At 71.0% G+C, this 26,233-nt stretch carries 28 protein-coding genes; 18 read left to right on the top strand and 10 right to left on the bottom strand.

The features are described 5' to 3' along the window. Nucleotides 1–114: 114 nt before the first annotated feature. From BIU91_RS02665 to BIU91_RS02655, 3 genes are all read left to right on the top strand, one after another. Nucleotides 115–999: a S26 family signal peptidase gene (locus BIU91_RS02665; RefSeq protein ID WP_071404113.1), complete on the top strand. Its 885-nt coding sequence runs from the start codon at nt 115–117 to the stop codon at nt 997–999. Beyond that, nucleotides 996–1,850 (top strand): LamG domain-containing protein, encoded by an 855-nt coding sequence (locus BIU91_RS02660; RefSeq protein WP_071404112.1) that lies wholly within the window; start codon nt 996–998, stop codon nt 1,848–1,850. Before BIU91_RS02665 ends, BIU91_RS02660 begins: the two co-directional genes overlap by 4 nt. 231 nt (nt 1,851–2,081) lie before the next feature. Continuing rightward, nucleotides 2,082–2,651 carry a manganese efflux pump MntP family protein gene (locus tag BIU91_RS02655; RefSeq protein ID WP_027466883.1) on the top strand — a complete coding sequence of 190 codons (570 nt, stop codon included), beginning with the start codon at nt 2,082–2,084 and terminating at the stop codon, nt 2,649–2,651. An 81-nt stretch (nt 2,652–2,732) separates the two neighbouring features. On the opposite strand, the gene BIU91_RS02650 is transcribed toward BIU91_RS02655, so the two are convergent. Then, entirely contained in the window at nt 2,733–3,065 is a 333-nt protein-coding gene (locus tag BIU91_RS02650) for a DUF4190 domain-containing protein (protein WP_071404111.1), read from the bottom strand. A 97-nt stretch (nt 3,066–3,162) separates the two neighbouring features. After that, nucleotides 3,163–4,563: a hypothetical protein gene (locus BIU91_RS02645; protein WP_071404110.1), complete on the bottom strand. Its 1,401-nt coding sequence runs from the start codon at nt 4,561–4,563 to the stop codon at nt 3,163–3,165. A 138-nt stretch (nt 4,564–4,701) separates the two neighbouring features. On the opposite strand from BIU91_RS02645, the gene BIU91_RS02640 reads away from it, so the two are divergent. The 8 genes from BIU91_RS02640 to BIU91_RS02605 all read left to right on the top strand — a co-directional run bounded on the left by BIU91_RS02640 (nt 4,702) and on the right by BIU91_RS02605 (nt 13,725). Then, nucleotides 4,702–5,424 carry an SDR family NAD(P)-dependent oxidoreductase gene (locus BIU91_RS02640; protein WP_071404109.1) on the top strand — a complete coding sequence of 241 codons (723 nt, stop codon included), beginning with the start codon at nt 4,702–4,704 and terminating at the stop codon, nt 5,422–5,424. Nucleotides 5,425–5,521: 97 nt separating this feature from the next. Further along, nucleotides 5,522–6,214 carry a DUF6766 family protein gene (locus BIU91_RS02635; protein ID WP_253183666.1) on the top strand — a complete coding sequence of 231 codons (693 nt, stop codon included), beginning with the start codon at nt 5,522–5,524 and terminating at the stop codon, nt 6,212–6,214. 152 nt (nt 6,215–6,366) lie between these two features. Beyond that, a complete protein-coding gene (locus BIU91_RS02630; RefSeq protein ID WP_071404108.1) occupies nt 6,367–7,377 on the top strand; it encodes a LacI family DNA-binding transcriptional regulator in 1,011 nt (336 codons plus the stop codon). Nucleotides 7,378–7,511: 134 nt separating this feature from the next. Continuing rightward, nucleotides 7,512–8,777: an ABC transporter substrate-binding protein gene (locus BIU91_RS02625; protein ID WP_071404107.1), complete on the top strand. Its 1,266-nt coding sequence runs from the start codon at nt 7,512–7,514 to the stop codon at nt 8,775–8,777. Nucleotides 8,778–8,802: 25 nt separating this feature from the next. Then, the gene (locus BIU91_RS02620) at nt 8,803–9,756 is read left to right on the top strand and encodes a sugar ABC transporter permease (protein WP_035809298.1); all 954 of its coding nucleotides are present in this window, start codon (nt 8,803–8,805) and stop codon (nt 9,754–9,756) included. Then, entirely contained in the window at nt 9,753–10,625 is an 873-nt protein-coding gene (locus BIU91_RS02615; RefSeq protein WP_071404106.1) for a carbohydrate ABC transporter permease, read from the top strand. The genes BIU91_RS02620 and BIU91_RS02615 overlap by 4 nt, the downstream gene beginning before the upstream one ends. A 53-nt stretch (nt 10,626–10,678) precedes the next feature. Then, the gene (locus BIU91_RS02610; protein ID WP_071404105.1) at nt 10,679–11,956 is read left to right on the top strand and encodes a family 1 glycosylhydrolase; all 1,278 of its coding nucleotides are present in this window, start codon (nt 10,679–10,681) and stop codon (nt 11,954–11,956) included. A gap of 86 nt (nt 11,957–12,042) precedes the next feature. Next, nucleotides 12,043–13,725 (top strand): CBM35 domain-containing protein, encoded by a 1,683-nt coding sequence (locus BIU91_RS02605; protein ID WP_084740463.1) that lies wholly within the window; start codon nt 12,043–12,045, stop codon nt 13,723–13,725. 93 nt (nt 13,726–13,818) lie between these two features. Here the strand turns inward: BIU91_RS02605 and BIU91_RS02600 are convergent, their stop codons facing one another. Further along, on the bottom strand, nt 13,819–14,214 hold the full coding sequence (locus BIU91_RS02600) for a MerR family transcriptional regulator (RefSeq protein WP_071404104.1): 396 nt from the start codon (nt 14,212–14,214) through the stop codon (nt 13,819–13,821). Between the two features lie 95 nt (nt 14,215–14,309). On the opposite strand from BIU91_RS02600, the gene BIU91_RS02595 reads away from it, so the two are divergent. Together BIU91_RS02595 and BIU91_RS02590 are read left to right on the top strand one after the other, a co-directional pair. Next, nucleotides 14,310–15,011 (top strand): SDR family oxidoreductase, encoded by a 702-nt coding sequence (locus BIU91_RS02595; protein ID WP_071404103.1) that lies wholly within the window; start codon nt 14,310–14,312, stop codon nt 15,009–15,011. Between the two features lie 122 nt (nt 15,012–15,133). After that, nucleotides 15,134–16,120: a matrixin family metalloprotease gene (locus tag BIU91_RS02590; protein WP_071404102.1), complete on the top strand. Its 987-nt coding sequence runs from the start codon at nt 15,134–15,136 to the stop codon at nt 16,118–16,120. 133 nt (nt 16,121–16,253) lie between these two features. Here the strand turns inward: BIU91_RS02590 and BIU91_RS02585 are convergent, their stop codons facing one another. Beyond that, complete coding sequence (locus BIU91_RS02585; RefSeq protein ID WP_071404101.1) at nt 16,254–16,904, bottom strand: NAD(P)H-binding protein; 651 nt, start codon at nt 16,902–16,904, stop codon at nt 16,254–16,256. 147 nt (nt 16,905–17,051) lie between these two features. Here BIU91_RS02585 and BIU91_RS02580 point away from each other — a divergent pair, with 147 nt between their 5' ends. After that, nucleotides 17,052–17,537, top strand: coding sequence for a DUF4126 family protein (locus tag BIU91_RS02580; protein WP_071404151.1), 486 nt, complete (start codon nt 17,052–17,054; stop codon nt 17,535–17,537). 155 nt (nt 17,538–17,692) lie between these two features. Beyond that, entirely contained in the window at nt 17,693–18,664 is a 972-nt protein-coding gene (locus BIU91_RS02575; protein WP_071404100.1) for an NAD(P)-dependent oxidoreductase, read from the top strand. A gap of 9 nt (nt 18,665–18,673) precedes the next feature. Here BIU91_RS02575 and BIU91_RS02570 read toward each other — a convergent pair whose 3' ends face one another. Genes BIU91_RS02570 through BIU91_RS02555 form a run of 4 tightly spaced genes read right to left on the bottom strand, consistent with a single transcriptional unit; the run spans nt 18,674 to nt 21,740 of the window. Further along, nucleotides 18,674–19,867, bottom strand: a complete 1,194-nt coding sequence (locus BIU91_RS02570) for an MFS transporter (RefSeq protein WP_071404099.1) — start codon at nt 19,865–19,867, stop codon at nt 18,674–18,676. Then, nucleotides 19,864–20,562, bottom strand: a complete 699-nt coding sequence (locus BIU91_RS02565; protein ID WP_071404098.1) for a carboxymuconolactone decarboxylase family protein — start codon at nt 20,560–20,562, stop codon at nt 19,864–19,866. The genes BIU91_RS02570 and BIU91_RS02565 overlap by 4 nt, the downstream gene beginning before the upstream one ends. Nucleotides 20,563–20,622: 60 nt before the next feature. After that, nucleotides 20,623–20,826: a hypothetical protein gene (locus BIU91_RS02560; RefSeq protein ID WP_071404097.1), complete on the bottom strand. Its 204-nt coding sequence runs from the start codon at nt 20,824–20,826 to the stop codon at nt 20,623–20,625. Further along, entirely contained in the window at nt 20,823–21,740 is a 918-nt protein-coding gene (locus tag BIU91_RS02555; RefSeq protein ID WP_071404096.1) for a helix-turn-helix transcriptional regulator, read from the bottom strand. Before BIU91_RS02555 ends, BIU91_RS02560 begins: the two co-directional genes overlap by 4 nt. Nucleotides 21,741–21,826: 86 nt before the next feature. Between BIU91_RS02555 and BIU91_RS02550 the strand changes: the two genes are divergently transcribed. Beyond that, nucleotides 21,827–22,711, top strand: a complete 885-nt coding sequence (locus BIU91_RS02550; RefSeq protein WP_071404095.1) for an aldo/keto reductase — start codon at nt 21,827–21,829, stop codon at nt 22,709–22,711. A gap of 140 nt (nt 22,712–22,851) precedes the next feature. On the opposite strand, the gene BIU91_RS02545 is transcribed toward BIU91_RS02550, so the two are convergent. Together BIU91_RS02545 and BIU91_RS02540 are read right to left on the bottom strand one after the other, a co-directional pair. After that, nucleotides 22,852–23,730: a helix-turn-helix transcriptional regulator gene (locus BIU91_RS02545; protein WP_071404094.1), complete on the bottom strand. Its 879-nt coding sequence runs from the start codon at nt 23,728–23,730 to the stop codon at nt 22,852–22,854. 55 nt (nt 23,731–23,785) lie between these two features. Next, on the bottom strand, nt 23,786–24,943 hold the full coding sequence (locus tag BIU91_RS02540) for a PQQ-dependent sugar dehydrogenase (protein WP_071404093.1): 1,158 nt from the start codon (nt 24,941–24,943) through the stop codon (nt 23,786–23,788). 110 nt (nt 24,944–25,053) lie between these two features. Here BIU91_RS02540 and BIU91_RS02535 point away from each other — a divergent pair, with 110 nt between their 5' ends. Both BIU91_RS02535 and BIU91_RS02530 read left to right on the top strand, forming a co-directional pair. After that, nucleotides 25,054–25,452, top strand: a complete 399-nt coding sequence (locus BIU91_RS02535) for a cupin domain-containing protein (protein ID WP_071404092.1) — start codon at nt 25,054–25,056, stop codon at nt 25,450–25,452. Beyond that, on the top strand, nt 25,449–26,120 hold the full coding sequence (locus tag BIU91_RS02530; RefSeq protein ID WP_071404091.1) for an SDR family NAD(P)-dependent oxidoreductase: 672 nt from the start codon (nt 25,449–25,451) through the stop codon (nt 26,118–26,120). The genes BIU91_RS02535 and BIU91_RS02530 overlap by 4 nt, the downstream gene beginning before the upstream one ends. Nucleotides 26,121–26,233 lie beyond the last annotated feature (113 nt).

Here is a 26,233-nt window from a genome sequence, read left to right as displayed (position 1 = left end):
CCTGATCCGGCCTGATCCGACCCCCCCCATCACCCCTCCCCCAGACCGGCGACGCTCGGCCGACCCCCCTCCGGTCGAGCGTCGCCATTCCCCTGAATCCCCGGAGCAGAGCCCATGAGCCAGACCGCAGCGATCCCGCTCAGCGGCATGCTCGACCGCCCCGTCCTCCGCGGCCGTCAGGTCACCCGCTCCGAGACGGTCCTCGCCTGGTCGGTCGCCGCGATCGCTGCACTGCTCCTCACCGCCGCCGTCCTGTTCCTCTCCGCCGGCGGCCGCTGGTTCGTCGTCGAGACCCCCTCGATGGGCGAAGCCGCCCCGGTCGGCACCCTCGTGCTCGACCTGCCGGTGGACGTCGCCACGCTCAGCGTCGGCGACATCGTCTCGTTCGAGACCTCCGCCAACCCGGACGTCGTCTACACGCACCGCATCGTCTCGATCGACGCGGACGGCGGCATCCACACCCGCGGTGACGTCAACGGCGCGACCGACCCGTGGACGCTCACCCAGGCCGACGTGATCGGCACCCCCGCGCTCCTGGTCCCGCGCATCGGCTGGCTGCTCCGTGCCGCCCCGATCCTGCTCATCGGCACGCTGATCATCCTGACCCTGACCAGCGCGTTCACCGACCGGGTGACCCGCACGTGCCTGCGGATCGCGGGCAGCGCCCTCACCGTCTCGTACGCGGCATTCGTGTTCAAGCCGTTCGTCAACGTGACGACGATCACGAACACCTCGAGCCCGACCGGGGTCGAGGCCACCGTGATCTCGTCGGGGATCTTCCCGGTCCGCGTCGACGCCCACGGCGGCAACAGCGTCCACCTGGTCGACGGCGAGATGGGCAAGGTCGTCATCCACGAGCTGACGAAGAACGGGCACTACCAGCTCATGTCGAACATCGACCTCGACCCCCTGGGTTGGGTCGCCCTGTTCGCCGTGTGCCTCGTGCCGCTCGTGGCGTGCCTGGCGGTCGGCCGCGTCGAGGCGGTGCGTCCCTCGTGATCCTTCGTCGCCTGCGCGACGGTCGCGTCGTCGCCGTCCTCCTCGTGGTCGCCCTGGCCGTCGTCGTCCTGCTGAACCAGTTCGCCCCGACCCGCTCGGCCTACACCGCACGCGTGACCAACAGTGCGAACACGGCCGCGACCGCCCCGTACTTCACGTGCACGGGTGCCGTCGGCGCGGACACCGCGAACGCCCTGTTCGCCTACCGCCTGACCGAGGCCTCGGGTTCGAAGACGGCCACCGACTGGTCGGGTCGCGGCGCGAACGGCACCTACCAGGGCACCATGACCGCGACCACGCCGAGCCCGAACGCCTGCCCGCGTGACAGCGGCAGCGCCTACGCGCTCAACGGCTCCACGAGCTACGTCTCCACCCCGCGCTCGTACGCCAACCCCACGACCTTCAGCGAGGAGGTCTGGTTCCGCACCACGGTCGCCGGCGGCATGCTCATCGGCTTCGGCAGCAGCCAGACCGGAGCGTCGAGCCAGCACGACCGGAAGCTCTACCTGACCACGACCGGCCAGCTCGCGTTCGGTTCCTACAACGGCGCCACCCAGGTCATCACGTCGCCGACGGCTGTGAACGACGGCTCCTGGCACCACACGGTGGCGACGATGTCGCCCACCAACGGCATGCGCCTGTACGTCGACGGCACGCTCGTCGCGTCGAACGCGGCCTTCAAGAGCCCCGAGAACTTCACCGGGTACTTCCGCGTCGGCTACGACGTCGTCAGCGGGTGGCCGGGTTCCACGAACAACCCGTACTTCACCGGGTCGATGCGGTACGCCGCCGTCTACGGCACCGAACTGACGGCCAGCCAGGTGGCCGCGCACGCGGCCGCCGGTTCCTGACGCACTGACTGCCGGACTGGAGGCTCGTGGCCGTGCCCGCCACGAGCCTCCAGTCCGTCCCCTGGTCACGTCGAGAACGTGGGCCGGGTTTGCGGACCGGGCCCACCAACCCGCGGATTCGGGGCGACGAATCCCGCTGATCAGGCCTTTTCGTGCCGTGGGCCGTGCCAGGATCGTCAGGTCCTGAGACGTCGGAGTCTCCATCCGACCGTCTCGAAAGGCGCCACCCCCATGTCCTTCTGGGCCCTCTTCCTCATCGCGCTCGGCGTCTCCGCGGACGCCTTCGCCGTCGCCCTCGGCAAGGGCCTGCACATGAAGCGCTTCGACGTGCGGCACGCGATCGTGATCGCGCTGACGTTCGGGGTGTTCCAGGCGGTGATGCCGTTGCTCGGCTGGCTGCTCGGGTCCGCGTTCGCGCAGTACATCGCGGCCTTCGACCACTGGGTCGCGTTCGGGCTGCTTGCGCTGATCGGCGGGAAGATGCTGTGGGAAGCGTTCTCGAAGCACGAGGACACCGAGCAGGACACCGATCGGCTGCCGGTCCGCGAGCTCCTCGTACTGGCGGTCGCGACCAGCATCGACGCCCTGGCGGTAGGCGTCACCCTGGCGTTCCTGCCCGTCTCGATCGGCGGCGCGGTGCTGCTCATCGGGATCACCACCGCGGTGCTGTCGTTCGTCGGGGTCCTGGTCGGTCGCCGTGTCGGTGCCCGCTTCGGCAAGCCGGCGGAGATCGCGGGTGGCGTCGTCCTGATCCTGATCGGCCTGAACATCGTGCTGGAGCACACCGGCGTCATCGGCTGAGGCCACGGTCGGAACCGACACCGGACAGACGGGAGGCCCGTGGCGAACTGCCACGGGCCTCCCGTCTGGTGCTGGTGAGCGTCAGTAACTGCCCAGGCTGCCCGCCGGAGCGTTCGCGACGACAGCGATCACGAAGATGATCCAGATGATGCCGAACACGAGCGACAGGGCGCTGATGATGATGCCGGCGAGGGCCAGGCCGCGGCCGCGCTCCCCGGTCTTCTTGATCTGCGAGAGCGCGATGATCGACACCACGAGGCCGGCGATGTTCACCACGAAGGCCAGGACGAACCCGACGATCGCCATGACGTTGAAGCGGTCGGACGACGGCTGCATCGGAGCGCCGTAGGGCTGCCCGCCGGCGGCGTAGGGGTTCGGGTTCTGCTGGTTGTACTGGGGCGTGCCGTCACTCATGGCGCCGCGTCCTCTCTGGTCAGGGGGATGTCTACACAGGAAACGTACAGGACCAGGGGGCCGCACGGGGCGGTGGGATCATGCAGGACCGCACCCGTCAGATGTCGAGCACCCCGTCCACCGCGTCCGCTCGGTCGGCGATGTGCCCGCTGTCGATGTCCTCGTCCAGGTGCACGCCGACGTAGGTCCAGTCCTCCATGTGCCCGGCATCGTCGAACACCCGGTAGCGCCGACGGAGCCGCAGGTACGGCACGGCGCGGTGCTCGAACGACACCACGAGCTCGGTCGCCGGCCACTCGCCCTCGACGGTGACCTCGACCGCCCGGTAGTCACTCGCCGACCGGCGGGGCTCCGGGTGGTCGCGTGTCCACAGGATGCCGGGCTGGTCGAGGGCCTCGAACACGTCCACGAGGTCCGCGACCGCGCGCTCCCGTGCGGCAGCGTCCAGGTCGTGCAGCGGCCAGTGCGCGCCCTCGACGTCGGTCAGGTCGAACTGCTCCGTCCACGGAGCGCGGGCTGCTTCCAGACGCTCCTGTTCGTCCTCCCACGACGTCTCGTCCTCGTCGCTCGCGGCACGGGACGGCAGGTCATCGGTGGTGACGACGCTGGGCAGGCCGACAGCGACGTCGAGGTCGACCTCCCGAGCGTCGTAGTGGTAGGTCAATCCGCCCGTCGGATCGGGCGTGCGCCGGGGTCCGGTGGGCATGTACCGGATGGTGAGGACCGAGCCGGTACGGCGGACGTCCTCGACCAGGTGGTCGACGGCGATCGTCGTCCGGCTGCCGTCGGTCCGGACGAGCACGAGCTCGGTCGGCGGGGTCGGCAGGGGTGGCGCGGGATCGGCCGGTGGTCCCGACCGACGAGGGAAGTCGTCCTCGTCGTCGTCGGCGTCGGGTCCGGCACTCCAGAAGTAGCGGGGGCGGACGTCGTGATCGTCGTCGTCCGGCAGCTCGGGGTCGTCGTCCTCCGGCTCCTCGCCGGCCGCCAGCGTCGCCGCCCACTCCTCCGGCGACGGCCAGAACGGCTCCGACGGCGCCCACGGCAGGGTCTCCGGGTCGACGCCGTCGAGCGGGTCGTCCGAGTCCTCGTCGTCGTCCTCCGGATCCTCGAGGCCCTCGTCCTCGTCCTCACCCATCCACATCGACGCGTCACGCGGGTCGCCGATCCACAGCCCCTCGACGTCCGCCCCGAGCACCCGTCGATCCCCGAGGTCGACCGCGCACGTCACCCCGGTCGGCGTGACGTGCACGGCGGTCCGGGACATCTCGTCGAGGTCGTCGCCCACCTCCTCGCGCGATCCGTAGACGACCCAGGCGCCCCCGTCGGTCGCGAGGACCCCGACCTCGTCGACCGCACCGTCCGGCAACGGGGCGTCCGGCCACGTCACCCACCGCACGTCGTCGCCCGTGACGACCGCCGCGACCGGTCGCGTGGCGTCCGGCACGATCGTCGCGTCACCGACGCCGACGGCGTCGACGGGCTCGAGGAAGCTGCTCATGCAGCGACCGTACCGCGGCCCTGTGGCCGGCCCGTGAACGGCCGGGAGGCCCGTGGCGGGCCCGCACCGTGCCTCCCGTCCGCCCGGTCCCGGTCCATCTGCCGGACCCGCCGCAGCGGTCGGGCGCATGATGGGCGGATGGCACGCATCCTCGTCACCGGATCCACCGACGGCCTCGGGCGGGGAACCGCCGACTCGCTGCTCCGCAGCGGGCACGACGTCGTCGTCCACGCGCGCAACCGGGCCCGCGCCGAGGCGGTCGCCGACCTGGTGGAGCGCGGCGCCGAACTCGTCGTCGCCGACCTGGCGGACCGCGACGCCGTGATCGCCACCGCTCGCGAGCTCGACGCCGGCACCCCGCTCGACGCCGTCGTGCACAACGCCGGCGTGATCTCGGGCCGTTCCCTGGTGCCCGTCAACGTCGTTGCGCCCTACCTGTTCACCGCGTTGCTGCGCTCGCCGGGGCGGCACGTGTACCTGAGCAGCGGGATGCACCGGGGTGGCCGTCCGCGCCTGGACACCGTCGACTGGACCGGCGCTTCCGAGACGAACTCGTACTCCGACACGAAGCTGTTCGTGACGGCGCTCGCCGCCGAGGTGCCGCTCCGACGCCCGGGCGTGCTGAGCAACGCCGTCGACCCGGGCTGGGTGGCGACCAAGATGGGCGGGGCCGGCGCTCCGGACGACTTCGAGCTCGGACACCGCACGCAGGAGACGCTCGCGACCGACCCGGACCAAACCGTGACAGGCGGTTACTGGTTCCACGGGGATCGGCAGGAACCGCACCCGGCGGTGGCCGACCAGCGGTTCCGCACCGACCTGCTCGACGCGCTCGCCGAGGCCACCGGCATCACGCTCTGAGTCGCTGACGGAACCGCCGCGACCGGTCGGGTGCTCCTGCGAAGGCGTTCGTGGTGTCCGGACCACGATGGGCACGAGACGACGAACGGAGGACCCGGTGACCCTCGGCCTGCACAACGGATCGAGTGGGTGGCAGCGCGTGCGACGGCACGGCCTGCTCCTCGCGAACGTCGCCGTCTTCGTCGTGTGCTTCGTCGGCATGGTGTTCGCCGGGTGGCGAGTGTCCGCGGCGGACGCACTCCAGCACGGCGAGGCGGCCGTGTCGCTCTGGGGCTTCCTGACGAGCGGCGACTTCGCCGAGGCCACCTTCGAGAACTGGGAGAGCGAGTTCCTGCAGATGGGCGCGTACATCGTGTTCACGGTGTTCCTGTTCCAGAAGGGGTCGAGCGAGTCCGAGCCCCTGGACGAACAGAGCCCGCAGGACGAGGACCCCCGGGAGCACGCCGACGACCCGAAGGCCCCGTGGCCGGTGCGCCGGGGCGGGATCGTGCTCGTGCTGTACGAGAACTCCCTGCTGATCCTGTTCGCGGTGCTGTTCCTCGGCAGTGTCGTCGGGCACGTGATCGGAGGCGCTGCGGCCTACAACGAGGAGCAGCTCGAGCACGGCGACAGCGTGGTCTCGGCGTGGGGCTACCTCGGCACGAGCCAGTTCTGGTTCGAGTCGATGCAGAACTGGCAGTCGGAGTTCCTGGTCATCTCGGTGATGGTGATCGCCACCGTGTCCCTGCGGCAACGAGGGTCGAGCCAGTCGAAGCCCGTGGCCGCGCCGAGGGAGCAGACCGGCGCCTGAGCGCGGCCGAGACCGGACGGGAGGCCCGTGGCGGACCCGCCACGGGCCTCCCGTCCGGTCCGGACCACGCTGGTGCGGTAGGTTCCTGCCGAACGCAGTCCGCACGTGAGAGGGGGCGCCCGATGGCGCAGGGGCACCGCTCTCCGCCCACGATGAGCGACGTCGCCGCCGTGGCGGGTGTCTCGAAGAAGACCGTCTCGAACGTGCTGTCCGGCTACGAACACGTCTCCGTCCGCACGCGCGACCGTGTGATGGCCGCCGTCGACGAGCTCGGCTACGAACTCAACGTCTCGGCCCGGAACTTCCGCGCCGGACGCTCCAAGGTGCTCGGGCTCGCGGTGCCGGAACTGCGGCAGGCGTACTTCGCCGAACTCGCCGACGCCGTCATCCGCGCTGCCGGAGCCGTGGGCTACACGGTGCTCATCGAGCAGACCGCGAGCGGCGTGCGTGAGGCGGACGCGATCACCCGGATGCGCGAGCACTCGATCGACGGCATCATCTACAGCCCCCTGACCGTCCGGCCGAGCGACGCCGCCGCACTCGAGGTGAAGTTCCCCCTCGTCGTGCTCGGTGAGCCGATCCCGGACGCCCCCGTGCCGTTCATCGCCATGTCGAACGCCGACGCGCTGCGGGACGCGACCGCCCACCTGCTCGACGCCGGTCGCCGGTCGATCGCGTTCATCGGCTCCGACCCGTCGGGACCCGTGCGCACGGCGCAGGAGCGACTGCGGGGCTACCGCGAGGCGCTCGACGACCACGGTGTGCCGTTCGCGCCCGAGCGGGTCGTGCCGACCGCGCTGTGGCACCGTGCCGAGGGCGCGGCGGCTGCACGGCAGCTCCTCGACGCCGGCGTGCCGGTCGACGGGATCGTCTGCTGCAACGACGCGCTCGCGCTCGGGGCGATGAGTGCCCTGCAGCTCGCGGGCCGGACCGTGCCGGACGACGTCGCGGTCGTCGGGTTCGACGACATCGAGGAGTCGGCGTACTCGACCCCGGCGCTGACGACGGTGTCGGCCGACCTGGACCGGGTCGCGGCGACGGCGGTCGGGGTGCTCGTCGCCCAGCTGGAGGAGGGTGCCCCGGCGACACCGGGGGTGCTGCGCTCCCCGCACGCCCTCGTCGTCCGGGCGTCGTCCGGTCCGTTGCGTTCGGTTGCTGCCTGACCCGGTGACCACGGGTGCTCCCCGACCCCTTGACCGGGCGGTCGAGCACCGGCTACTGTCCACATTTACACCGGTGTAAATCCGGGATGGACGAGGTCCGCACACCGACGTGCCGGACGGATGGCAGGTTTTCGATGAAGAAGCACATCGCGGTCGTCGCGCTCGCAGCAGCGGCGTCGCTCTCCCTCGCCGGGTGCGCCGGCTCCCCCGGGTCGTCGGGTGACGGCGGCCACGTCGACCTGACGTTCTGGCACGGCTACACCGAGGCCGACGGCAAGGTCCTGGACGGCATCGTCAAGGACTTCAACGCCTCGCAGGACAAGGTCACCATCACGACCCAGACGAAGACCTGGGCCGTGATCGACGACACGATGCTCCCCGCCCTGTCCGCGAAGAAGGGCCCGGACCTCGTCGCGATGACCTCCGACCGGCTGCCGGTCTACGCGCAGAAGAAGGCGCTGGTCGACCTCAGCGACTTCTACGCCGACGACGCCAACAACACCGGGGACCTGAAGGAACAGGCCGTCGCGATGGAGCGGGTCGACGGCAAGGAGTACGGGGTGCCGAGCGGGTTCGTCCCGCTCTCCGTGATCTACAACAAGAAGCTGTTCGCAGCGGCCGGCATCGACTCCTTCCCGACCACCTGGGATGAGTGGGTCGCCGACGCGAAGAAGCTCACGAAGGACGAGAACGGCGACGGCACCCCCGAGCAGTACGGGCTCGTGCTGCCGGACCACCAGACCGTCGGCAACGGCATCTGGCCGAGCCTGTTCGCCGGCAACGGCGGATCGATCACGAACGAGGCGGGCACGAAGTCCACCATCGACTCCGCCGCGAACGCCGAGACGCTCGAGTACTGGGCGAAGGCGGTGCGCGACGACAAGATCTCGCCGACCGGTGTCGACGGCATCGCCGCGGACAAGCTCTTCACGGCCGGCAAGACCGCCATGGAGATCGGCGGCCCCTGGATGGCCGGCGTCGCCGAGGCGTCGGACATCGACTACGGCATCGCGGCGATCCCGGCGGGCCCCGAAGCGCAGGTGGCCTCGGCCATCGGCATCTCGCTCGGTGTGACGGCCCAGACCGACGACGCGAAGCAGGCCGCAGCCGAGCGGTTCCTGCGCTACTTCAACGAGCAGTCCGTCGCGACGAAGTGGGCCCTCGGGTCCGGCTGGCCGCCGCTCCGCACCGACGTCACCGCCGCGGACGTCGACGAGAACCCGACCGTCGCGACGCTCACCGGGCTGCCGGGCACCACGATCCCGCTCCTGCCCGGCGTGGTCGACAGCGCTGACGTGCTCACCGCCGTGGACACCGCGACCCAGAAGGCGATGGCGGGCGGGGACCCCGGATCGCTCCTCGCCACCGCCGACGCCGACGTGCAGTCGGCCCTGAAGTAGCAGCAGCGGCCCTCGGAGGACCCTCGTGACCACGCAGCAACTCGGCCGACGCCGTCGGTACCGACCACCGGGCCAGCTCGGCGGACGATCGCCCCTGAACGGCACGTTCCGCCGCCGCGCCACCATCGTCGGGTTCCTCGCACCCGCGATCGTCATCCTCGGGGCGTTCGTGCTCTGGCCGATGCTCTCGGCGCTCCGGCTGTCGTTCACCGACGCCAGCGGGTTCGGCGACCCGTCGTTCATCGGCTTCGCGAACTACGTCCGGGTCTTCACCGACCCCGACGTCCTGCGGTCCATCGGCAACACCGCGCTCTACTCGGTGCTCTTCACCCCCGTCGCGATCGTCGTCGCCCTGGTGCTCGCCCTCGTGCTGAACCACCCGGCCCTGCCGTTCCGCGGGTTCTTCCGGTCGGCGCTGTTCCTGCCGTTCATCGTGTCCCTGGCCGTCGCCGCGTTCGCGTGGTCGTACCTGCTCGACCCGCAGATCGGCCTGCTGAACCACTGGCTGCAGCTCGTCGGCATCCGGCTCGGCAACGTGCTGCAGGACCCGACGCTCGCGATGCCCACCGTGGTGCTCGTGGCCGTGTGGAAGAACTTCGGCTTCTACATGGTGATCTTCCTGGCCGGGCTGCAGGAGATCCCCACGAGTCTGTACGAGGCAGCGCAGCTCGACGGCGCGAACGGCCGCCAGCGGTTCGCGAACGTCACCTTCCCGATGCTGAGCAACACGATGGCGTTCGTCGTGATCGTCGCCCTCATCGCTGCACTGCAGGCGTTCGACCAGATCTACGTCCTGACCGGCGGTGGTCCGTACCGGTCGACCGAGACGATCGTCATGCAGATCTACCAGTCCGGCTTCAAGGACCTCGACCTCGGGTTCGCGAGCGCCCTGGCGTACGTGCTCCTCATCGCGACCCTGCTGCTCAGCCTCGTGCAGTTCCTGTTCTTCGGGAAGCGCGGAGAGGACACCGCATCATGACCGCGCTCCCCCGTCCCGCGACCGTCGTCCGACGCAGCACGGTGGCCCGTCGCCAGCCGTCGATGCGGTGGCTCGGCTTCGCAGCCGTGGCCGTCGTGACCCTGGCGGTGCTGCTCCCCGTGCTCGTGATCGTGTTCACAGCGTTCAAACCGGCGAGCGAGGTCAACGCCTACCCGCCGACGCTGTTCCCGCACACCTGGACGCTCGACAACTTCCGGGCGATCTTCACGCAGCTGCCGTTCGGGCGGCTCATCCTGAACAGCTTCGCCTTCGCCGGCGGTGTGACGGTGTTCGCGCTGGCGTTCGACGCGCTCGCCGCCTACGCCCTGGCACGGCTCGACTTCCGGGGCAGCAAGGTGCTGCTCATCGTGATCGTCGCCAGCCTGATGATCCCGTTCCAGGCGACGCTCATCCCGATCTACCAACTGGTGTCCGACCTCGGGTGGGTGAACACGTTCGCGGGGCTGATCGCGCCGCGCGCGGCCGACGCCTTCGGGATCTTCTTCCTGCGGCAGTTCTTCGTGTCGCTCCCCCGCGACCTGGACAACGCGGCGCGGATCGACGGGGCCTCGGAGTGGCGGATCTTCCGGAGCGTCGTCCTGCCGAACGCCGTCCCCGCCCTGCTCACCCTCGGCATCTTCACCTTCGTCAACAACTGGAACGACCTGCTCTGGCCGCTGGTGTTCACCACCGACCAGGACATGGGGACCATCACGTCCGGCCTCACCCTGCTGACCGGACCCGGCGGGATCATCCCGCAGGGCGTGATGATGGCCGGCGCCCTGATCGCCGTGCTGCCCCTCGCCGTCATGTTCCTGCTCGTGCAACGCCGCTTCATCGAGAGCGTCGCCAGCACCGGGCTCAAGTGACGACGACACCGCACGAGCCCGGAGCGGCCGTGCCCACCACGAAACGAGACACCATGCACTGGTCCGACGACGGCAGGCTGCACTTCGCCCTGGGCATCGAGGACACCTTCGTCCCGCAGGCCCGACCGGGTGAACGGCCCATCGACGAGTACGAGCTGACCGACCACTACCGGCAGTACGCGGCCGACCTCGGGCTGGCGGTGGACGTCGGCGCCGAGCTGCTCCGCTGGGGCGTGCCCTGGTACCGGGTCGCCCCCGAGCCGGGCGTCTGGGACTGGTCGTGGGTGGACGGCGTCATGGCGCGGTTCCGCGAGACCGGCCTGCGCCCCGTGGTCGACCTGCTGCACTACGGCACACCGCTCTGGCTCGACGGGCAGTTCGCCCACCCCGACTACCCGGCGCACGTCACCGAGTACGCCGCCCGGTTCGCGGCGCGGTACGGCGACGTCGCCACCGACTACACGCCGGTCAACGAGCCCGTCATCCACGCCCTGTTCTCGGGTGAGTACGGGTACTGGCCCCCGTACCTGACCGGCGCGGAGGGGTCGGCCCGGATCGCGTCCGCCCTGGCCAAGGGGTTCGTCTCGACGCAGCACGCGATCACCCGCGAGCTCGGAGACGCCGCCACCTTCGTGCACGTGGACGCCGGCATCCGGTACGTGGGCGATGTCGACGCCCCGGAACACCGCGACACGGTCGCCCGCCTGCGCGCCCAGACGTTCCTGGTCGAGGACCTGGTCACCGGTGGCGTCGACGACGCGCACCCCCTGGTCGGTCGGCTGCGCTCCGGGGGTGTCACCGACGCCGACCTCGACTGGTTCCGGCAGCACGCCGTCCGGCCCGACGTGATGGGCGTCAACTACTACCCGCTGCACTCCACCGAGGTCTTCGAGGCGGGGGTTCACCACGGCGGCGGGTTCGCCGACCCGCGGCCCTACGAGGACACCGGCGTCGAGGGGCTCCGCGACGTGCTCACCACCTACGCCGAGCGCTACGGCGCCCCGGTCATGCTCACGGAGACGTGCGTCACCGGTTCGGTCGAGGAGCGCATCGGCTGGCTGGACGCCTCGGTCACGGCCGTGCGGGAGCTCCGTGACGAGGGCGTGCCGGTCGTCGGCTACACCTGGTGGCCGCTGTTCGACATGTACGAGTGGACCTGGCGGCACACGGACGCCCCACGCCAGGAGCACCTGCTCACGATGGGCCTCTTCGACCTCGTCGAGGACGGCGCCGGCGGCCTCGACCGTCGCCGCAACCCGGTCGCCGACGCGTTCGCTGCGCACACGCGAGAGGAACGGGCCGTGGCAGCGGCCCTGTCGGCGACCACCTGAGGGTCTGGAGGCGCGGGTCGGGTCGGTCCCGCGCCTCCAGTCCGTCTCCGCGCACCACCACTGCACCACCAACCGAACGGAGCACCATGTCCCTCCGCCTCGGCGCCGCTCCGGCGCCTCGTCGACGCCGAACGCTCGCGCTCGTCCTCACCGCTGCCGCCGCCGCGGCAGCCCTCGTCGCCGGTGTCACCGGCCCCCTCCCCGCCCAGGCGGTCACGACCGGCAACGGAGCCCTCGTGTACTCGCCGGCAGCGGGTTCCTCGTTCAACCCCGAGGGCGGCCGCGCTGCCGGCACCACCTACGCGAAGAACATCGTCCTGAAGAACAGCGGATCGGCCAACGGCCAGCAGTTCGTCACCTTCGACCAGCTCGTGCTCGAGAACGGCGTGCAGGTCTACCCGATCTACCGGAGCACGGACAACGGCACCTCGTGGAGCCGCGTCGCCACGGTCAAGCCGAGCACCCAGTTCCCGACGCTCACCCGCACCGCGCAGCCCTCGCTGTACGAGACCCCGGTCCAGCTCGGCACGATGCCGGCCGGCACGCTGCTGCTGAGCGGCATGATCATGCCCACCGACCGCTCGAGCAGCCGACTGGTCATGTACAAGAGCCTCGACCACGGGCTGACCTGGTCCTTCGTGAGCACCGTCGACACCGGCGGCCCGGCCACCTACGACCCGAGCCCGAGCTCGACGACCTCGACGGTGTGGGAGCCGTCCGTCGCCGTCGACGCGAACGGCGGGCTGGTCACCTACTTCTCGGACGAGCGGCAGAAGGCGAACAACGTCCTGCAGGCCGTCAGCTACCGGCGCTCGACGGACGGTGGCCTGACCTGGGGCGGCCTGGTCAACGTGTCCGCACCGACCAACAAGAGCGACCGTCCGGGCATGATCACGGTGACGAGGATCCCGAACGGCAACTACGTGGCGACGTTCGAGGTCGTGAACCGGCCGAGCCAGACGAACAACACGGCGCCGGTGTACTTCAAGACCTCACCGGACGGTCTGAACTGGAGCCCCGAGACGAGCATCGGCACCAAGATCGCGCTGCCGGACGGCCGTGGCGTCGGGTCGTCGCCCGAGGTGCGCTGGGTGCCGACCGCCGGCAACGCCAACGGCATGATCGTCGTCTCGTCCAAGTGGTCCCTCGACAGCGCGGGCAACATCGACGGCGGCCAGAACTTCGTCGTGAACCGCAACCAGGGCACGGGCTCGTGGGAGCAGCTGCCGTACGCGGTGACGTACGACGCGCGAGACGCCGAGGGCGGGACGTTCAGCGGCTTCGCCCAGGGCTTCGACTCGAGCGCCGACGGCAAGACGCTGTACCAGGCGACGAACGTCGAGAACCTCACCACCACGTACAACGACGTGCGGGTCGGGTCGATCCCGATCAACGCGCAGCGGTACGAGGCCGAGTCCGCGGTCCGGAACGACACGAGCACCGTCACCCAGGCCGACGCGGTCGGCGGCGCGAAGGTCGGCAACATCAACAACGCGACGAGTTCCGTGCAGTTCACGGTGCAGGCCGCGACCGCGGGGACGTACACGGTGAACGTCCGGTACGACAACGGCACGGGTGCGACGAGCACGCACGCGCTCGCGGTCAACGGCGCCTCGGCCGGGTCGGTCAGCTACGCGCCGACCGTCAACTGGGGCCGGTTCGGATGGGCACAGAAGACGGTCACGCTGAAGGCCGGCGCGAACACGCTCACCTTCACCAAGGGGACAGGGTTCGCCGAGCTGGACCAGATCCAGGTGTTCCAGCCCTGACGCCGCACCCGCGGCCCTGGTCGTGACCAGGATGCGGACGGGAGGCCCGTGGCGGACCCGCCACGGGCCTCCCGTCCGTCCTGGTGCCGCGTCTCAGGCCGCGACCGGCTCCGCAGGTCGGTCACGCAGTGCCGGGCAGTGCTCGGCGGTGGGGTGCTCGGTGATCGCGATGACCTGGTCGAGGCGCCCCCGGACCGCCTCGAGCTCGGCCAGCTGCGCGGTGATCCGGTCCCGCTCCGCGATGAGCAGCGCGAACGACTCCGGCGTCGACTCCCCACGGTCGACGCAGGGCAGCAGCTGCACGATCGTGCGGCTCGCGAGCCCGGCGGCGAACAGCTGCTGCACGAGCTGGACCCGCTCGACGGCTGCGTCCGTGTAGACCCGCTGCCCGCTCGCGGTGCGCGACGCGGTGAGCAGCCCCTGCTCCTCGTAGTACCGCAGCGAGCGGACGCTGACGCCGGTCTCCGCAGCGAGGTCACCGATGCGCATGGTGCTCCGATCCGGGGCTTGCCCCTGACATGGATGTGAGGTCTTAGCGTAGCCGAGCCGCTGCGGGAGACACCCGCGCGGCAGGAGGAGACACCATGGACATCGCTGGATCGGTTGCACTCGTCACCGGCTCGAACCGGGGCATCGGACGCCGCTTCGCCCTGGAGCTGCTGGAGCGCGGAGCGTCGAAGGTCTACGCGACCGCACGCCGACCCGAACTCGTCGACGTCGAGGGCGTCGTCGCGCTGCCCCTCGACATCACCGACCAGGCCTCGGTCGACGCGGTGGCAGCCGCCGCGGGGGACGTGACGCTGCTCGTGAACAACGCCGGCATCTCGACGCAGGGCTCCCTGGTGACCGACGACCTGACCATCGTCCGGAAGGCCATGGACACGCACTTCTGGGGCAGCCTGTCGATGATCCGCGCCTTCGCACCGGTGATCGAGCGGAACGGCGGCGGCGCGATCGTCAATGTGCTGTCGGCCCTGTCGTGGTTCGCGGCGCCCGGCGCGGGTGGCTACGCCGCGGCGAAGGCGGCCGAGTGGAACATGACGAACGCCGTCCGCCTGGAGCTCGCCGACCGGGGCATCAGCGTGCAGGGACTCCACCTCGGTGCGGCCGACACCGACATGATGGGCGACTACGACGGCCCGAAGACGGACCCGACGGACGTGGCCCGTGCGGCACTCGACGGTGTGGAGCGTGGCGTGGCCGAGGTGCTCGTCGACGACTGGAGCCGGATGGTGAAGGCGTCGCTCGCCGATGCACCGGAGCCCTTCTACGCGCAGATGGCCTGAGCCGCCGCCCCTGACTGGGGGCGTGTCCCCGCAGCGCAGTCCTGGACCCGCTGCGTGGTCATCGGCGAGCATGGACCCCGATCAGGAGCGGGGGGCACGTCGCCTGCCGCTGGAAGGGAACCATGCGTCCTGTCAGGAACGCGCTGAGCACCGGGGCGATCGTCGCGATCCTCGCCGGTCTCACCATCACCGCAGCACCCGCCCAGGCGGCGACCCCGGGGGCCGGCGCGAGCTGCGCCCCCGGGACGCTGTCGGTGCAGACGCTCGAGAGCGGCTGCACGGCGACGTCCGGCACGGTCGTGACGCCCGACGGCCGCACCTTCGCGCTCCCCGCGCCGGGTGAGAGCGTCATGGCGAGCAGCTCGGCCGCCCCCGGGGCGCCCGAACTCGCCGACGTCCTCATCGCGAACAACGGCTCCGCCGGTGTCGCCGTCCGCGTCGACGAGGCCTGGACCGGTTCGGCCCCCGCCGTCCAGCAGGAGCGTGCGCAGAGCCAGGCCGCGACGGCACAGGCCGGTCCCGCCGCGACGACCGCTGCGACCACGAAGTGCACGAGCACGGCGTACAAGGCGTCCGGCTACACCTGGCCGAGCACGGTCAAGTGGTACTACAACCAGACCGACCAGAAGTCGACGTACGCCAAGGACGCCCTGCGCAAGGGGGCGAACGCCTGGAACGGCACGATCTCGGCGTGTGACCGCACCGTCACGTCGACGGCAAAGAACGACTACCTGCGTCTCGCGACCCAGAAGCCCAACCTCACCAAGGACGGCGGCTGCTCGCAGAACAACGGCTACAACGTGATGGGCTGGGGCAAGCTCCCGACCGGCACCCTCGGTGTCACGTGCGTCTGGTTCGACGGCAACGGCAACGCCCGCGAGGCCGACCAGCGCTACGCCACCGGCTTCAAGTGGAGCTCGACGGCCACCTGCTCGGGCGCGCGCTTCGACACCCAGGTCGTCGCGACCCACGAGTGGGGTCACCTGTACGGCCTCGACCACGTGAAGACCGGCACCGGCCAGGTCATGGAGCCGTCCGGCGGCTACTGCGAGCTCGACGGCCGCACGCTGGGCCGTGGCGACATGACGGGTATCTCGACGCTCTACTGAGCTCGACGATCTGCAGAGAGTCGGACGGGGTCGTGGCGGAGAACCGCCGCGACCCTATCCGTCTGTGGGTCTCGGTCAGGCCGCGTCGGCGCAGTCGGTCTTGGTCGGACCGCGTCGGCGCGGTCGGTCTTGGTCAGACCGCGTCGGCGCGCAGGAACTCCGCCACCGGCGTCGACCCGGTGTTGAAGCGGAACGTGTTGCCGGCCGTGCCGGGGTTCTCGACCACGTCGGCGACCACGTGCGCCACGTCACCGCGCGGCACCTGGGTCGACGAGCCGTCCCAGTCGACGGAGCCGGTCGGCTCGTCGTCGGTCAGGGTGCTCGGGGCGACGATCGTCCACTGCAGCCCCGAGTCGCGGAGCACGGCGTCGGCGATCATCTTCGACTGCGCGTACGCGAAGAAGTCCTGGTCCTGCGGGACGCCGTGGTCGAGCTGCGAGCCCGAGAACGACACCATCACGTACCGGTCGACGCCGGCCTGCTTCGCCCCCTGGATCGACAGCACCGCAGCGTCGCGGTCGATCGCCCAGGTCCGGTCGACGGACCCGCCACCGGCACCGGCCGACCACACCACGGCGTCGTGCCCGCGGACGAGTTCGGCGAAGTCGTTCAGGGACTGCTGCTGGATGTCCGCGACGAGCGGTTCGCCGCCGTGTGCTCGGATCTCATCGGACTGGTCGGCGTTCCGGATGACGGAGGTGACCGTGTGTCCGCGCTCGGACAGGATGCGGGTGGCGAGGAGTGCGACCTTGCCGTGGCCGCCGAAGACGATGACGTTGCTCATGGGCCGGACGCTACTCGGGGCGGCTCCGTGCCCGGGGAACGCTCGATGTCCGCTCGGCGTCCGCCCGACGTCCGCCTGTCGCCCGCGATGCTCGGAACACCCGAGGTCACCGTGCGTACCGTCGGGGGCAACACGACAGGAGTCACGATGAGCAAGCAGCACGAGCAGCACACCCTGGTCCGCACCCTGGTCCTCGGCATCATGAGCGGCGGCCGGAGCGCCACCCCGCTCGCCGTCCTCGCACTGAACCACGACCGGTCTTCGCTGAAGGGTTCGTGGCAGCAGTGGAAGGTCTTCAGCACCCCGGTCGGCCGCGGGCTGCTCGTGGCCTCCGCCATCGGTGAGCTCATCGGCGACAAGCTGCCGAAGACCCCGAACCGCATCGCCCCGTCCGCACTGCTCGGACGGATCGCGTCCGGTGCCCTCGCCGGTGCCGCCCTCGGCACCACGGGCAAGCGCGACCTGCGCATCGAGGGCGCGATCCTCGGTGGCGTCGGTGCCCTCGTCGGCAGCGTCGTCGGCTGGGGTGCGCGCAAGGCCCTCGGGGGTGCGGGCCTGCCCGACCCCGTCGTCGCGCTCGCCGAGGACGCCGCGACCATCGCCGGCTCCGTGAAGGTCATCACCGCCGACTGAGCGTGCCGCTCGTGCGCGGCGGGCGCGCTGCGCTTGCTCGCCGCGGGCGCCGCGCTCGCCGCGGGCGCGTTTCGTGAGCAGGAACGGTCGGGTCGCACCGCCGCACCCGACCATTCCTGCTCACGATCCGCACGCCTCGGCCTACGGTGGCCCCCATGCACATCGTCGTCATCGGAGCCACCGGCCACATCGGCTCGTTCCTCGTCCCCCGTCTCGTCCGCTCGGGTCACCGGGTCGTCGCCGTCACCCGCGGCACGAGCACCCCGTACGCCGACGCCCCGGAGTGGCAGCAGGTCGAGCGGATCACCGCCGACCGCGAGCAGGAGGACCGCGACGGCACCTTCGGCAGCCGCATCGCCGCGCTCGGTGCCGACGCCGTCGTCGACCTCGTCTGCTTCACCGAGTCCTCCGCCGCAGCGCTGGTCGACGCGCTCCGTGGTACCGGCACGCACCTGGTGCACTGCGGCTCGATCTGGCGTGCGGGGACGTCGCACGTGCTGCCGGTCACCGAGCAGAACGCGACCCCGCCGTTCGGCGACTACGGCGTTCAGAAGGACGCCATCGCCCGGATGCTCAAGGAAGAAACCGCATCAGGCGGTTTGGTCACGACGTCGCTGCACCCCGGTCACATCAGCGGTCCGGGCTGGACGCCGATCGGTCCGCTCGGCAACCTCGACACCTCGGTGCTGACGAAGCTGTCCGCCGGCGAACCGCTCGAGGTCCCCGGTCTCGGCGCCGAGACGATGGCACACGTGCACGCCGACGACGTCGCGCAGGCGTTCCAGCTCGCGGTCGAGCACCGCGATGCGGCGGCGGGCGAGGACTTCTTCGTCACGGCTCCGACGGCGCTCACTGCGCGCGGGTACGCCCACCTGGCAGCGTCGTGGTTCGGCCAGGAGGCCCGGCTCGAGTCCGTCACGTGGGACCGGTTCCGCGAGACCACGGCTCCAGAGCACGCTGACGCCAGCTGGGAGCACCTGTCCCGCAGCCAGGTCTTCAGCACCGAGAAGGCGCGTCGTCTGCTCGGCTACGCGCCGGCGTTCACCGCCGAGGAGACCGTGCTGGACGCCGTGCGCTGGCTCGTCGACCACGGTGAGCTCGAGGTCGCGAACCCCCTGGTCCGCTGAGCCCCGTGGTCAGGCCCGCTCCGGCTCGACCACGAGCCCACGGTTCCGGTGCACGACCCAGACCGTCGCGGCGAATCCGGCCAGCACCGCGGCGCCGATCGTGACCGCCGTCCAGCCCCCGGCGTTCCACAGCACCGACGCCAGCGCGGAGCCGATCGCACCGCCGATGAAGTTCGAGGTGACGAACGCCGTGTTGAGCCGGCTCCGCGCGGCCGGGTCCACCGAGAAGAGCCGGGTCTGGTTGAGCACGTTCGCGGCCTGCACGGCGACGTCGAGCAGCAGCACGGCGAGCAGCACCACGACGATCGAGTGCGCACCGATCCCGGCGACGACCAGGGAGACGAGCAGGAGCACGATCGCTCCCCCGGTGACGGGTACCGACAGTCCCCGGTCGTGCAGTCGCCCGACCCGCTGCGCCGCCACGGCGCCCGCGAGCCCCACCAGGCCCACCAACCCGATGCTGCTGGTGGAGAAGTCGTAGGGGTCGCTGCTCAGCAGGAACGTCAGCGCGGTCCAGAACATCGTGAACACGGCGAACACCGACGAGCTGATCACGAGCGTGACCTGGACGGTCCGGTGGGTCCGGACGGCACGGAACACAGACAGGATGAGCTGCGGGTACGGCACCCCGCCGCGGGCCTCGAGCTCCGGGATGGCGCGCCGCAGCAACAGGGCGAGGACCACCGCGACGACGGCGGCGAGCACGTAGATCGCACGCCACCCGAACGCGTCCGCGACCAGGCCGCTGATCGTCCGCGACACCAGGATGCCGGTGAGCACCCCGGAGGCGATCGTGCCGACGACGCGTCCGCGCTGCGCGGGGTCCGCGAGGTCCCCGGCAAGCGGGATGAGGAGCTGCCCGGCGACCGTGGTCAGCCCGACCAGTGCCAGGGCGACCAGGAGCGTCGCGAAGGTCGGAGCGATCGCGGCGAGCAGCAGCGCGACGGCGGAGGCGACGAGCACCCAGGGGATGAGGTGCCGGCGGTCGAGGACGTCCCCGAGCGGCACGACGAGCAGGATGCCGAGGGCGTAGCCGACCTGGGTTAGCGTGACGAGCAGCCCGGCGAGCGACGCCGAGGTGCCGAGCGACGATGCGATGTCGTCGAGCAGTGGCTGCGACCAGTACAGGTTGCCGACCGCTGCTCCCCCGGCGACGGCGAACAGCAGGGTCCGGCCCGTCGACATCGAGTGGTCGGTGGTCATGCTGCGGGTGCTCCCTCGTTCACGGCGGCCAGGGCGTTCAACGTGCGCGGGTAACCGATGAGCGGGACGAGCACGGTCAGGACGTCCAGCATCTGCTGGCGGGTGTTCCCGACGTTCAGGTTGCCGGCCACGTGCCCCTGCACCTGGGCGTCGGCCCCGCCGAGCGCCGCGAGCAGCGCGAAGGTCAGGAGTTCACGGGTGGGCAGCGACAGCCCGTCCCGGCCGACGGTGTCCCCGAAGCAGTTGCCGGACAGGAACCGCTGGAAGTGCACGGCGTCCGCGGCGGCGTTCTCGTACATCGCGTCGATGCGGTCCGCACCGACGACGGAGCCCTGCACCGCTCGGCCGCGCTCGAGTCGGTCCGCCGGGGTCGTCGTCGACTGTCCGGCCAACGGCAGGGTGACCCCGCGGGCGACCAGTACGGCGTTGGTGATCGTCAGGAAGTCGCCGACGCGTGCGGAACCGACGTAGGCCACGGCCTGGTAGACGATCTCCTTCGCCTCGGTGGGCGAGAGCGGGCCGTCGAGGGCCTCGTCCAGCAGGTCGCGGAACGCCGTCGGCGCCCCGGCCGCGATCGTCGCACCGAGCTGGACGACCACGCGGTCGTGCTCGCTGAGTGATGCGTTCCGCAGGGTCTCGTCCACGAAGTCGGCGTGGTACCGGGCGAACTCGGGGTCGGTGTCGGCGAAGGTCATGTCCTCGACGCTAGGGCCGACCGCAGGACCGTGACAGGTGCTGTCCTCCCCCCTCAGCCGTCACCGTCGCCGGAACAGCTCCCCCAGGTGCCACGGCCCGGGCGCGAGCCGCACCGCTGCCTCGGCTCGGACCCGTTCCTCGAGTTCACGGTCGCGGGTGAGCTCGTGGATCTCCTGCTCGGCACGCCACCGGAACCGCAGTCGGCCGAGGAACCCGGTCGGCGGAGCCGGCACGACGGTCTCGACGGACTCGGTCTCGTTCACGCGTCCTCCCCGGCAGCAGCAGCACCAGCGACGGAAGCGGTCGACACAGCCGCCGCACTCGTCGCACCGGTCGCGCTCGTCGCCGCGAGGTTCGCCAGCAGCTGCAGCCGTTCCTCGGACGCCGACCCGGGCTCGGTGCCGTACACGACCATGGTCAGCCCCGAGTCCGTGACGAGCTCCATCGTCTCGTAGCTCATGTCGATGTCGCCCACGTCCGGGTGGTGCACGCGCTTCACACCGCTCCGGTGCCGCATCACGTCGTGAGCGGCCCAGCGCCGCCGGAACTCGTCACTGCGGGTGGAGAGCTCCCCGATCAGGTCGGTCAGTCCCTTGTCGTACGGCGAGCGGGCCGCCTCGGCGCGCAGGGCGGCGACCACGTCGCCGGCGACCGAGTCCCAGTCTCGCCAGAACTGCTGACCGCGCGGGTCGAGGAACGCGAAACGCGCGGTGTTCGGGGTGCCGGAGCGCGACAGGAACAGCGGCGAGTACACCGCTCGGGCGAGCGCGTTGCCGGCGAGGAAGTCGAACCGGCCGTTGCGGACCCAGGCCGGGGCGCTGATCGAGTCGAGCACCCGCTGCACGTTCGGCCGGACCTTCGACGTCGGGGTCGTCCGGCGCGAGGCACCCGAAGCGTTCTGCAGACGGGCCAGGTCGAACAGGTGCGCGTGCTCGGCATCGTCGAGACGCAGCGCACGGGACAACGACTCGAGGACGCTCTCGGAGACCCCGGTCAGGTTCCCGCGCTCGAGGCGGACGTAGTAGTCGACGCTCATCCCCGCGACCAGCGCGAGCTCTTCGCGCCGCAGCCCCTTGACGCGGCGGACCCCACCGAAGTCGGGCAGACCGACCTGTTGCGGCGTGACGCGCTCGCGGCGTGTGCGGAGGAAGTCGCGCACTTCGCTTCTGGTGTCCATGCGTCCACGGTACGGCCGGCCGGGTGCCGGAAGCAGGGGTTGGTGGTACCCGTCAGCCGAGGGTCGGCGGTCGTAGCGTCGTCGGCATGGAGACAGTCACCCTGAACAACGGACTCGAGATCCCCGCCATCGGTTTCGGCGTGTTCCAGAGCGCCCCGGAGGAGACCGTGGACGCCGTCCGCACGGCCCTGGAGACCGGGTACCGCCACATCGACACCGCCGCCGCGTACGGCAACGAGCGCGAGGTCGGCGAGGGCATCCGCGCCTCGGGCGTCGACCGCGACGACATCGTCGTCGAGACCAAGATCTGGGTCTCGGACTACGGCTTCGACGAGACCCTGCACGCCTTCGACAAGGCCACCGGCAAGCTCGGCTTCGACATGATCGACGTGCTGATCCTGCACCAGCCCGCACCGGACCGCTTCGAGCAGACCGTGCAGGCGTACCGGGCCCTCGAGCGCCTGTACGCCGACGGCAGGGTCCGCGCGATCGGTGTGAGCAACTTCATGCCCCACCACCTGCGCTCCTTGCTCGAGCAGTCCGACGTCATCCCGGCGCTCAACCAGGTCGAGCTGCACCCGTACTTCACCCAGCCGGACGTCCAGCGCGCCGACGCCGAGCACGGCATCCTCGACCAGGCGTGGTCCCCCATCGGTGGCATCACGTTCTACCCCGGCTGGGGCGACGAGCGGGTCAGCGTGATGGACGACCCGACGATCCGGTCGATCGCCGAGGCGCACGGCAGGACGCCGGCGCAGGTGATGCTCCGCTGGCACGTGCAGCAGGGGCGGAACGCGATCCCGAAGTCGACGAACCCCGGTCGCATCGCCGAGAACTTCGCCGTCTTCGACTTCGCGCTGACGGACGACGAGCTCGCGCGGCTCGACGCCCTGGACACCGGCCGTCGCAACGGCCCGGACCCGGACGGGACGGACACGAGCCGGTTCGACCGGGTGATCCCGGAGGTCTGACGCGACCACGGGCGGCCTGGAGGCGCGGTGCGGGCCCGCCCCGTCCTCCCTCGCAGGCTCGGTCGGCGCGGCCCGCGTGACGCTGGCGCGTCACCGCTGAGCGGGCCGCGCCCGACCATGCGGTGGTCGCGACCACCGCATCAGGCGAGCTGGCGCGCCCGCTCCGCGATGCCCTCGGTCGCCGCCCACGACGCCAGCACCCGCAGGGCGTCGGCCGTGGGGCTGCCCGGGGTCGCCGGATAGATCGTGAGCGAGAGCCCCGGGTCCTCGGCGAGTTCGAGCGTCTGGAAGTGCAGTTCGAGCGGCCCCACGACGCTGTGCCGGAACGACTTCACGCCGGCGTAGTGGCGGCGGACGTCGTGCGCTGCCCAGAGCTCGCGGAAGTCGTCGCTCCGCATCGACAGCTCGCCGATCAGCGCGGCGAGGTCCTTGTCGTTCGGGGTCCGGCCCGCTTCGCGGCGCAGGATCGCGACGTTCGTGTGCGCGGCCCGCTGCCAGTCCTGGTAGAAGTTCCGCGCTTGGGGGTCGAGGAAGATGAAGCGCGAGAAGTTCATCGGCCGCGCCGGTGCCGCGACCAGGTCCGAGTGCATCGCGAAGCCGAGCGCGTTCGCGGCGACGATGTCCTGCCGGTTGTTGATGATCATCGCCGGGGCGTCCGTGACGACGTCGAGCAGGTACTGCAGCTCCGGTCGGACGGCAGCGACGGGCACGACACGACCGGCGCGACGCGGGGTCTCGTTCTGGTGCTGCGACAGGTCGCGCAGGTGCTCCTGCTCGGCGGGGTCGAGCTGCAGGGCCCGGCCGATGGCGTCGAGCACGCTGTCCGAGACCCCCTGCAGGTTGCCGCGCTCGAGCCGCGTGTAGTAGTCGATGCTGACGCCGGCCAGGCGCGCGACCTCTTCGCGACGCAGCCCGGTGACGCGACGCCGCGTGCCGAAGGTCTCGACGCCGGCCTGCTCGGGGGTGATGCGGGCGCGACGGCTGGAGAGGAAGTCGCGCGCTTCGCCGCGGTGGTTCATGCCGTCACGGTACTTCGCCCCGTCCGGCGCGAGCGAGGGGCTGCGGGAACCCCTTTCACGTGCGCGTGAACGGGACGGAGACGATCCGGTCGTCCCCGCTCGACGGCGTCCCGCGGCCGTCGGTGTTGTTCGTGACGAACCAGAGCGTGTCCGACGGGCCCTCGAGCACCGTCCGGATGCGGCCGAAGTCGCCCGCGAAGTACTCGGTCGCCGTGCCGGGGTCGTCGGCCGGGATCGCCCGGAGCACCTCGCCCCGCAGGTTCGCGACGAACACCGTGTCGTCGACGACGGCGAGGCCGCTGGGGGACGCCTCGTCGGTGGACCACTGCTGCACGGGGTCGACGAAGCCCTGGTCCTCGCCACCGGTGCCCTCGACCTCGGGCCAGCCGTAGTTCGACCCGGGCTCGATCACGTTGAGCTCGTCGTGGGTGTTCTCACCGAACTCCGACGCGAACATCGTGCCGTCCGACGACCACCCCATGCCCTGCACGTTGCGGTGCCCGAGGCTCCACACCGGCGACCCGTCGACCGGGTTGTCGGCGGGGACGTCGCCGTCCGGGGTGAGCCGCAGGATCTTGCCCGCGAGTGACTCCTCGTCCTGCGCGTCCGTGCTCGCGCCGGCGTCCCCGACGCTCGCGTAGAGCATGTCGTCGGGCCCGAACGCGATCCGCCCGCCGTCGTGGAACGTGTTCTTCGGCAGGCCGTCGATGATCGTCGTCGCCTCGCCGAGCCCCCACGACCCGGTGCTCCCCGTCAGCTCGTACCGCTGGATCCGGTTGCCGTCGTCGGCCGTGGAGTACACGAACAGGTCGTCGTCGTGCAGCGCGAGCCCGAGCAGTCCGCCCTCGCCGCCGTGGCTGACTCCGTCGACGGTGCCGACCTGACGGGTGGTGCCGTCGGACCGCAGCTCGAGCACCCGGGCCGAGTCGCGCTCGCTGACCAGTGCGTCGCCGTCGTCACCCGTCAGGACCACCGACCAGGGAGCCTCCAGGCCGGTGACCACGTCGGTGGTGTCACCGTCGAGCGCCACCTGACCGGCCGACAGGTCGGCGGGCGCAGTCGCGCGCGCCGACGGCGAGCCGCCTCGGTCGGATCCGTCCCGCTCTGCTCCGTCGCCGCTCGTGCAGGCGGTGAGGGCGAGCGCTGCGACGGCGGCGAGGCCGGCCACCGACCAGAGGCGGCGGCTGCGGGGCGTTCCGGCGGGTGTGTCCACGATGATCCTCCCGGGGTCGTGGGTCGATCACACACGCTGCGTTCGGGAAACCCCTGAGGGGGTCTGTCGGCACCTCCCGACGGTGCGCACGGCGGCCTACCGTCGTCGGCATGCAGATCGAACCGAAGCAGCCGACCGTCAAGAACCCGCCCGAGCAGTTCACCGGCGACGTGTACCTCGACGCCATCGCCTCGCCGAAGGAGCCCGGTCAGACGATGACCGTCGCCAAGGTCCGGTTCGTGCCCGGCGCCCGCACCGCCTGGCACTCGCACGCCAAGGGGCAGACCCTGCACGTCACCGAGGGCGTCGCGCGGATGGGCACCCGGGACGGCCGCGTCATCGAGGTGCAGGCTGGACAGACCGTCTACACGCCCGCCGGCGAGGAACACTGGCACGGCGCGACCCCCACCGACTACATGGAACACCTCGCGATGCTCGAGGCCGCCGACGACCCGGCGACGACCACCACCTGGCTCGAGCACGTGAGCGACGAGGAGTACACCGCATGACCACCATCGCCATCGTCGGGGCCGGCAAGGGCCTCGGCCTCGCCGTCGCCGAGCGCTTCGCCCGTGAGGGCTTCGCCGTCGCCCTGATCTCCCGCAACCAGGACCGCCTGGACGGCCTCGCCGCGGAACTGCGCGAGCGCGGCCACACCGCAGCCGGGTTCGCCGCGAACGTCCGTGACGGGGACTCCCTGCGCACCGCACTCGAGCGCGCCACGGAGCAGCTCGGCCCCATCGAGGTGCTGCAGTACAGCCCACTCCCCGCCAAGGAGTACATGCGCCCCGTGCTCGAGACCACGGCGGACGACCTGGTCGGCCCGATCGAGTTCTCGGTCTACGGCTCGGTCAACGCCGTGCGCCAGGTGCTGCCCGGCATGCGCGCCATCGGCCACGGCACGATCCTGTTCGTCAACGGCGGCAGCGCGGTCCGACCGGGCGCCCGCGTCACCGGCACGTCCGTCGCCTTCGCCGCCGAGAGCGCCTACGCGCAGCTGCTGCACGACGCCGTCCGCGACGAGGACGTCCACGTCGGCCAGCTCATCATCCCGTTCGGCATCGACGACGGGCAGCCCGAGCACTCCGGGGAATCCATCGCCGACCGCCTGTGGGCGATCCACACGGACCGCGGCGACTTCCGCACCTACGCGGAGGCGCTGCCCGAGCTCGCGTGACCGCGGCGCTCGCCGTTTCGTGAGCAGGAATGGTCGGGTCCGGCACAGCGACCCGACCATTCCTGCTCACCATGTGACGGACGGGAGGCCCGTGGCGACGCCGCCACGGGCCT

Origin of the sequence: Curtobacterium sp. MMLR14_002 (genome assembly GCF_001864975.1) — a bacterium.
Taxonomy (GTDB): Bacteria; Actinomycetota; Actinomycetes; order Actinomycetales; family Microbacteriaceae; genus Curtobacterium; species Curtobacterium flaccumfaciens.
The sequence above is the reverse complement of the archived record's forward strand: the minus strand, read 5'-3'. Positions and strand labels throughout refer to the sequence as shown.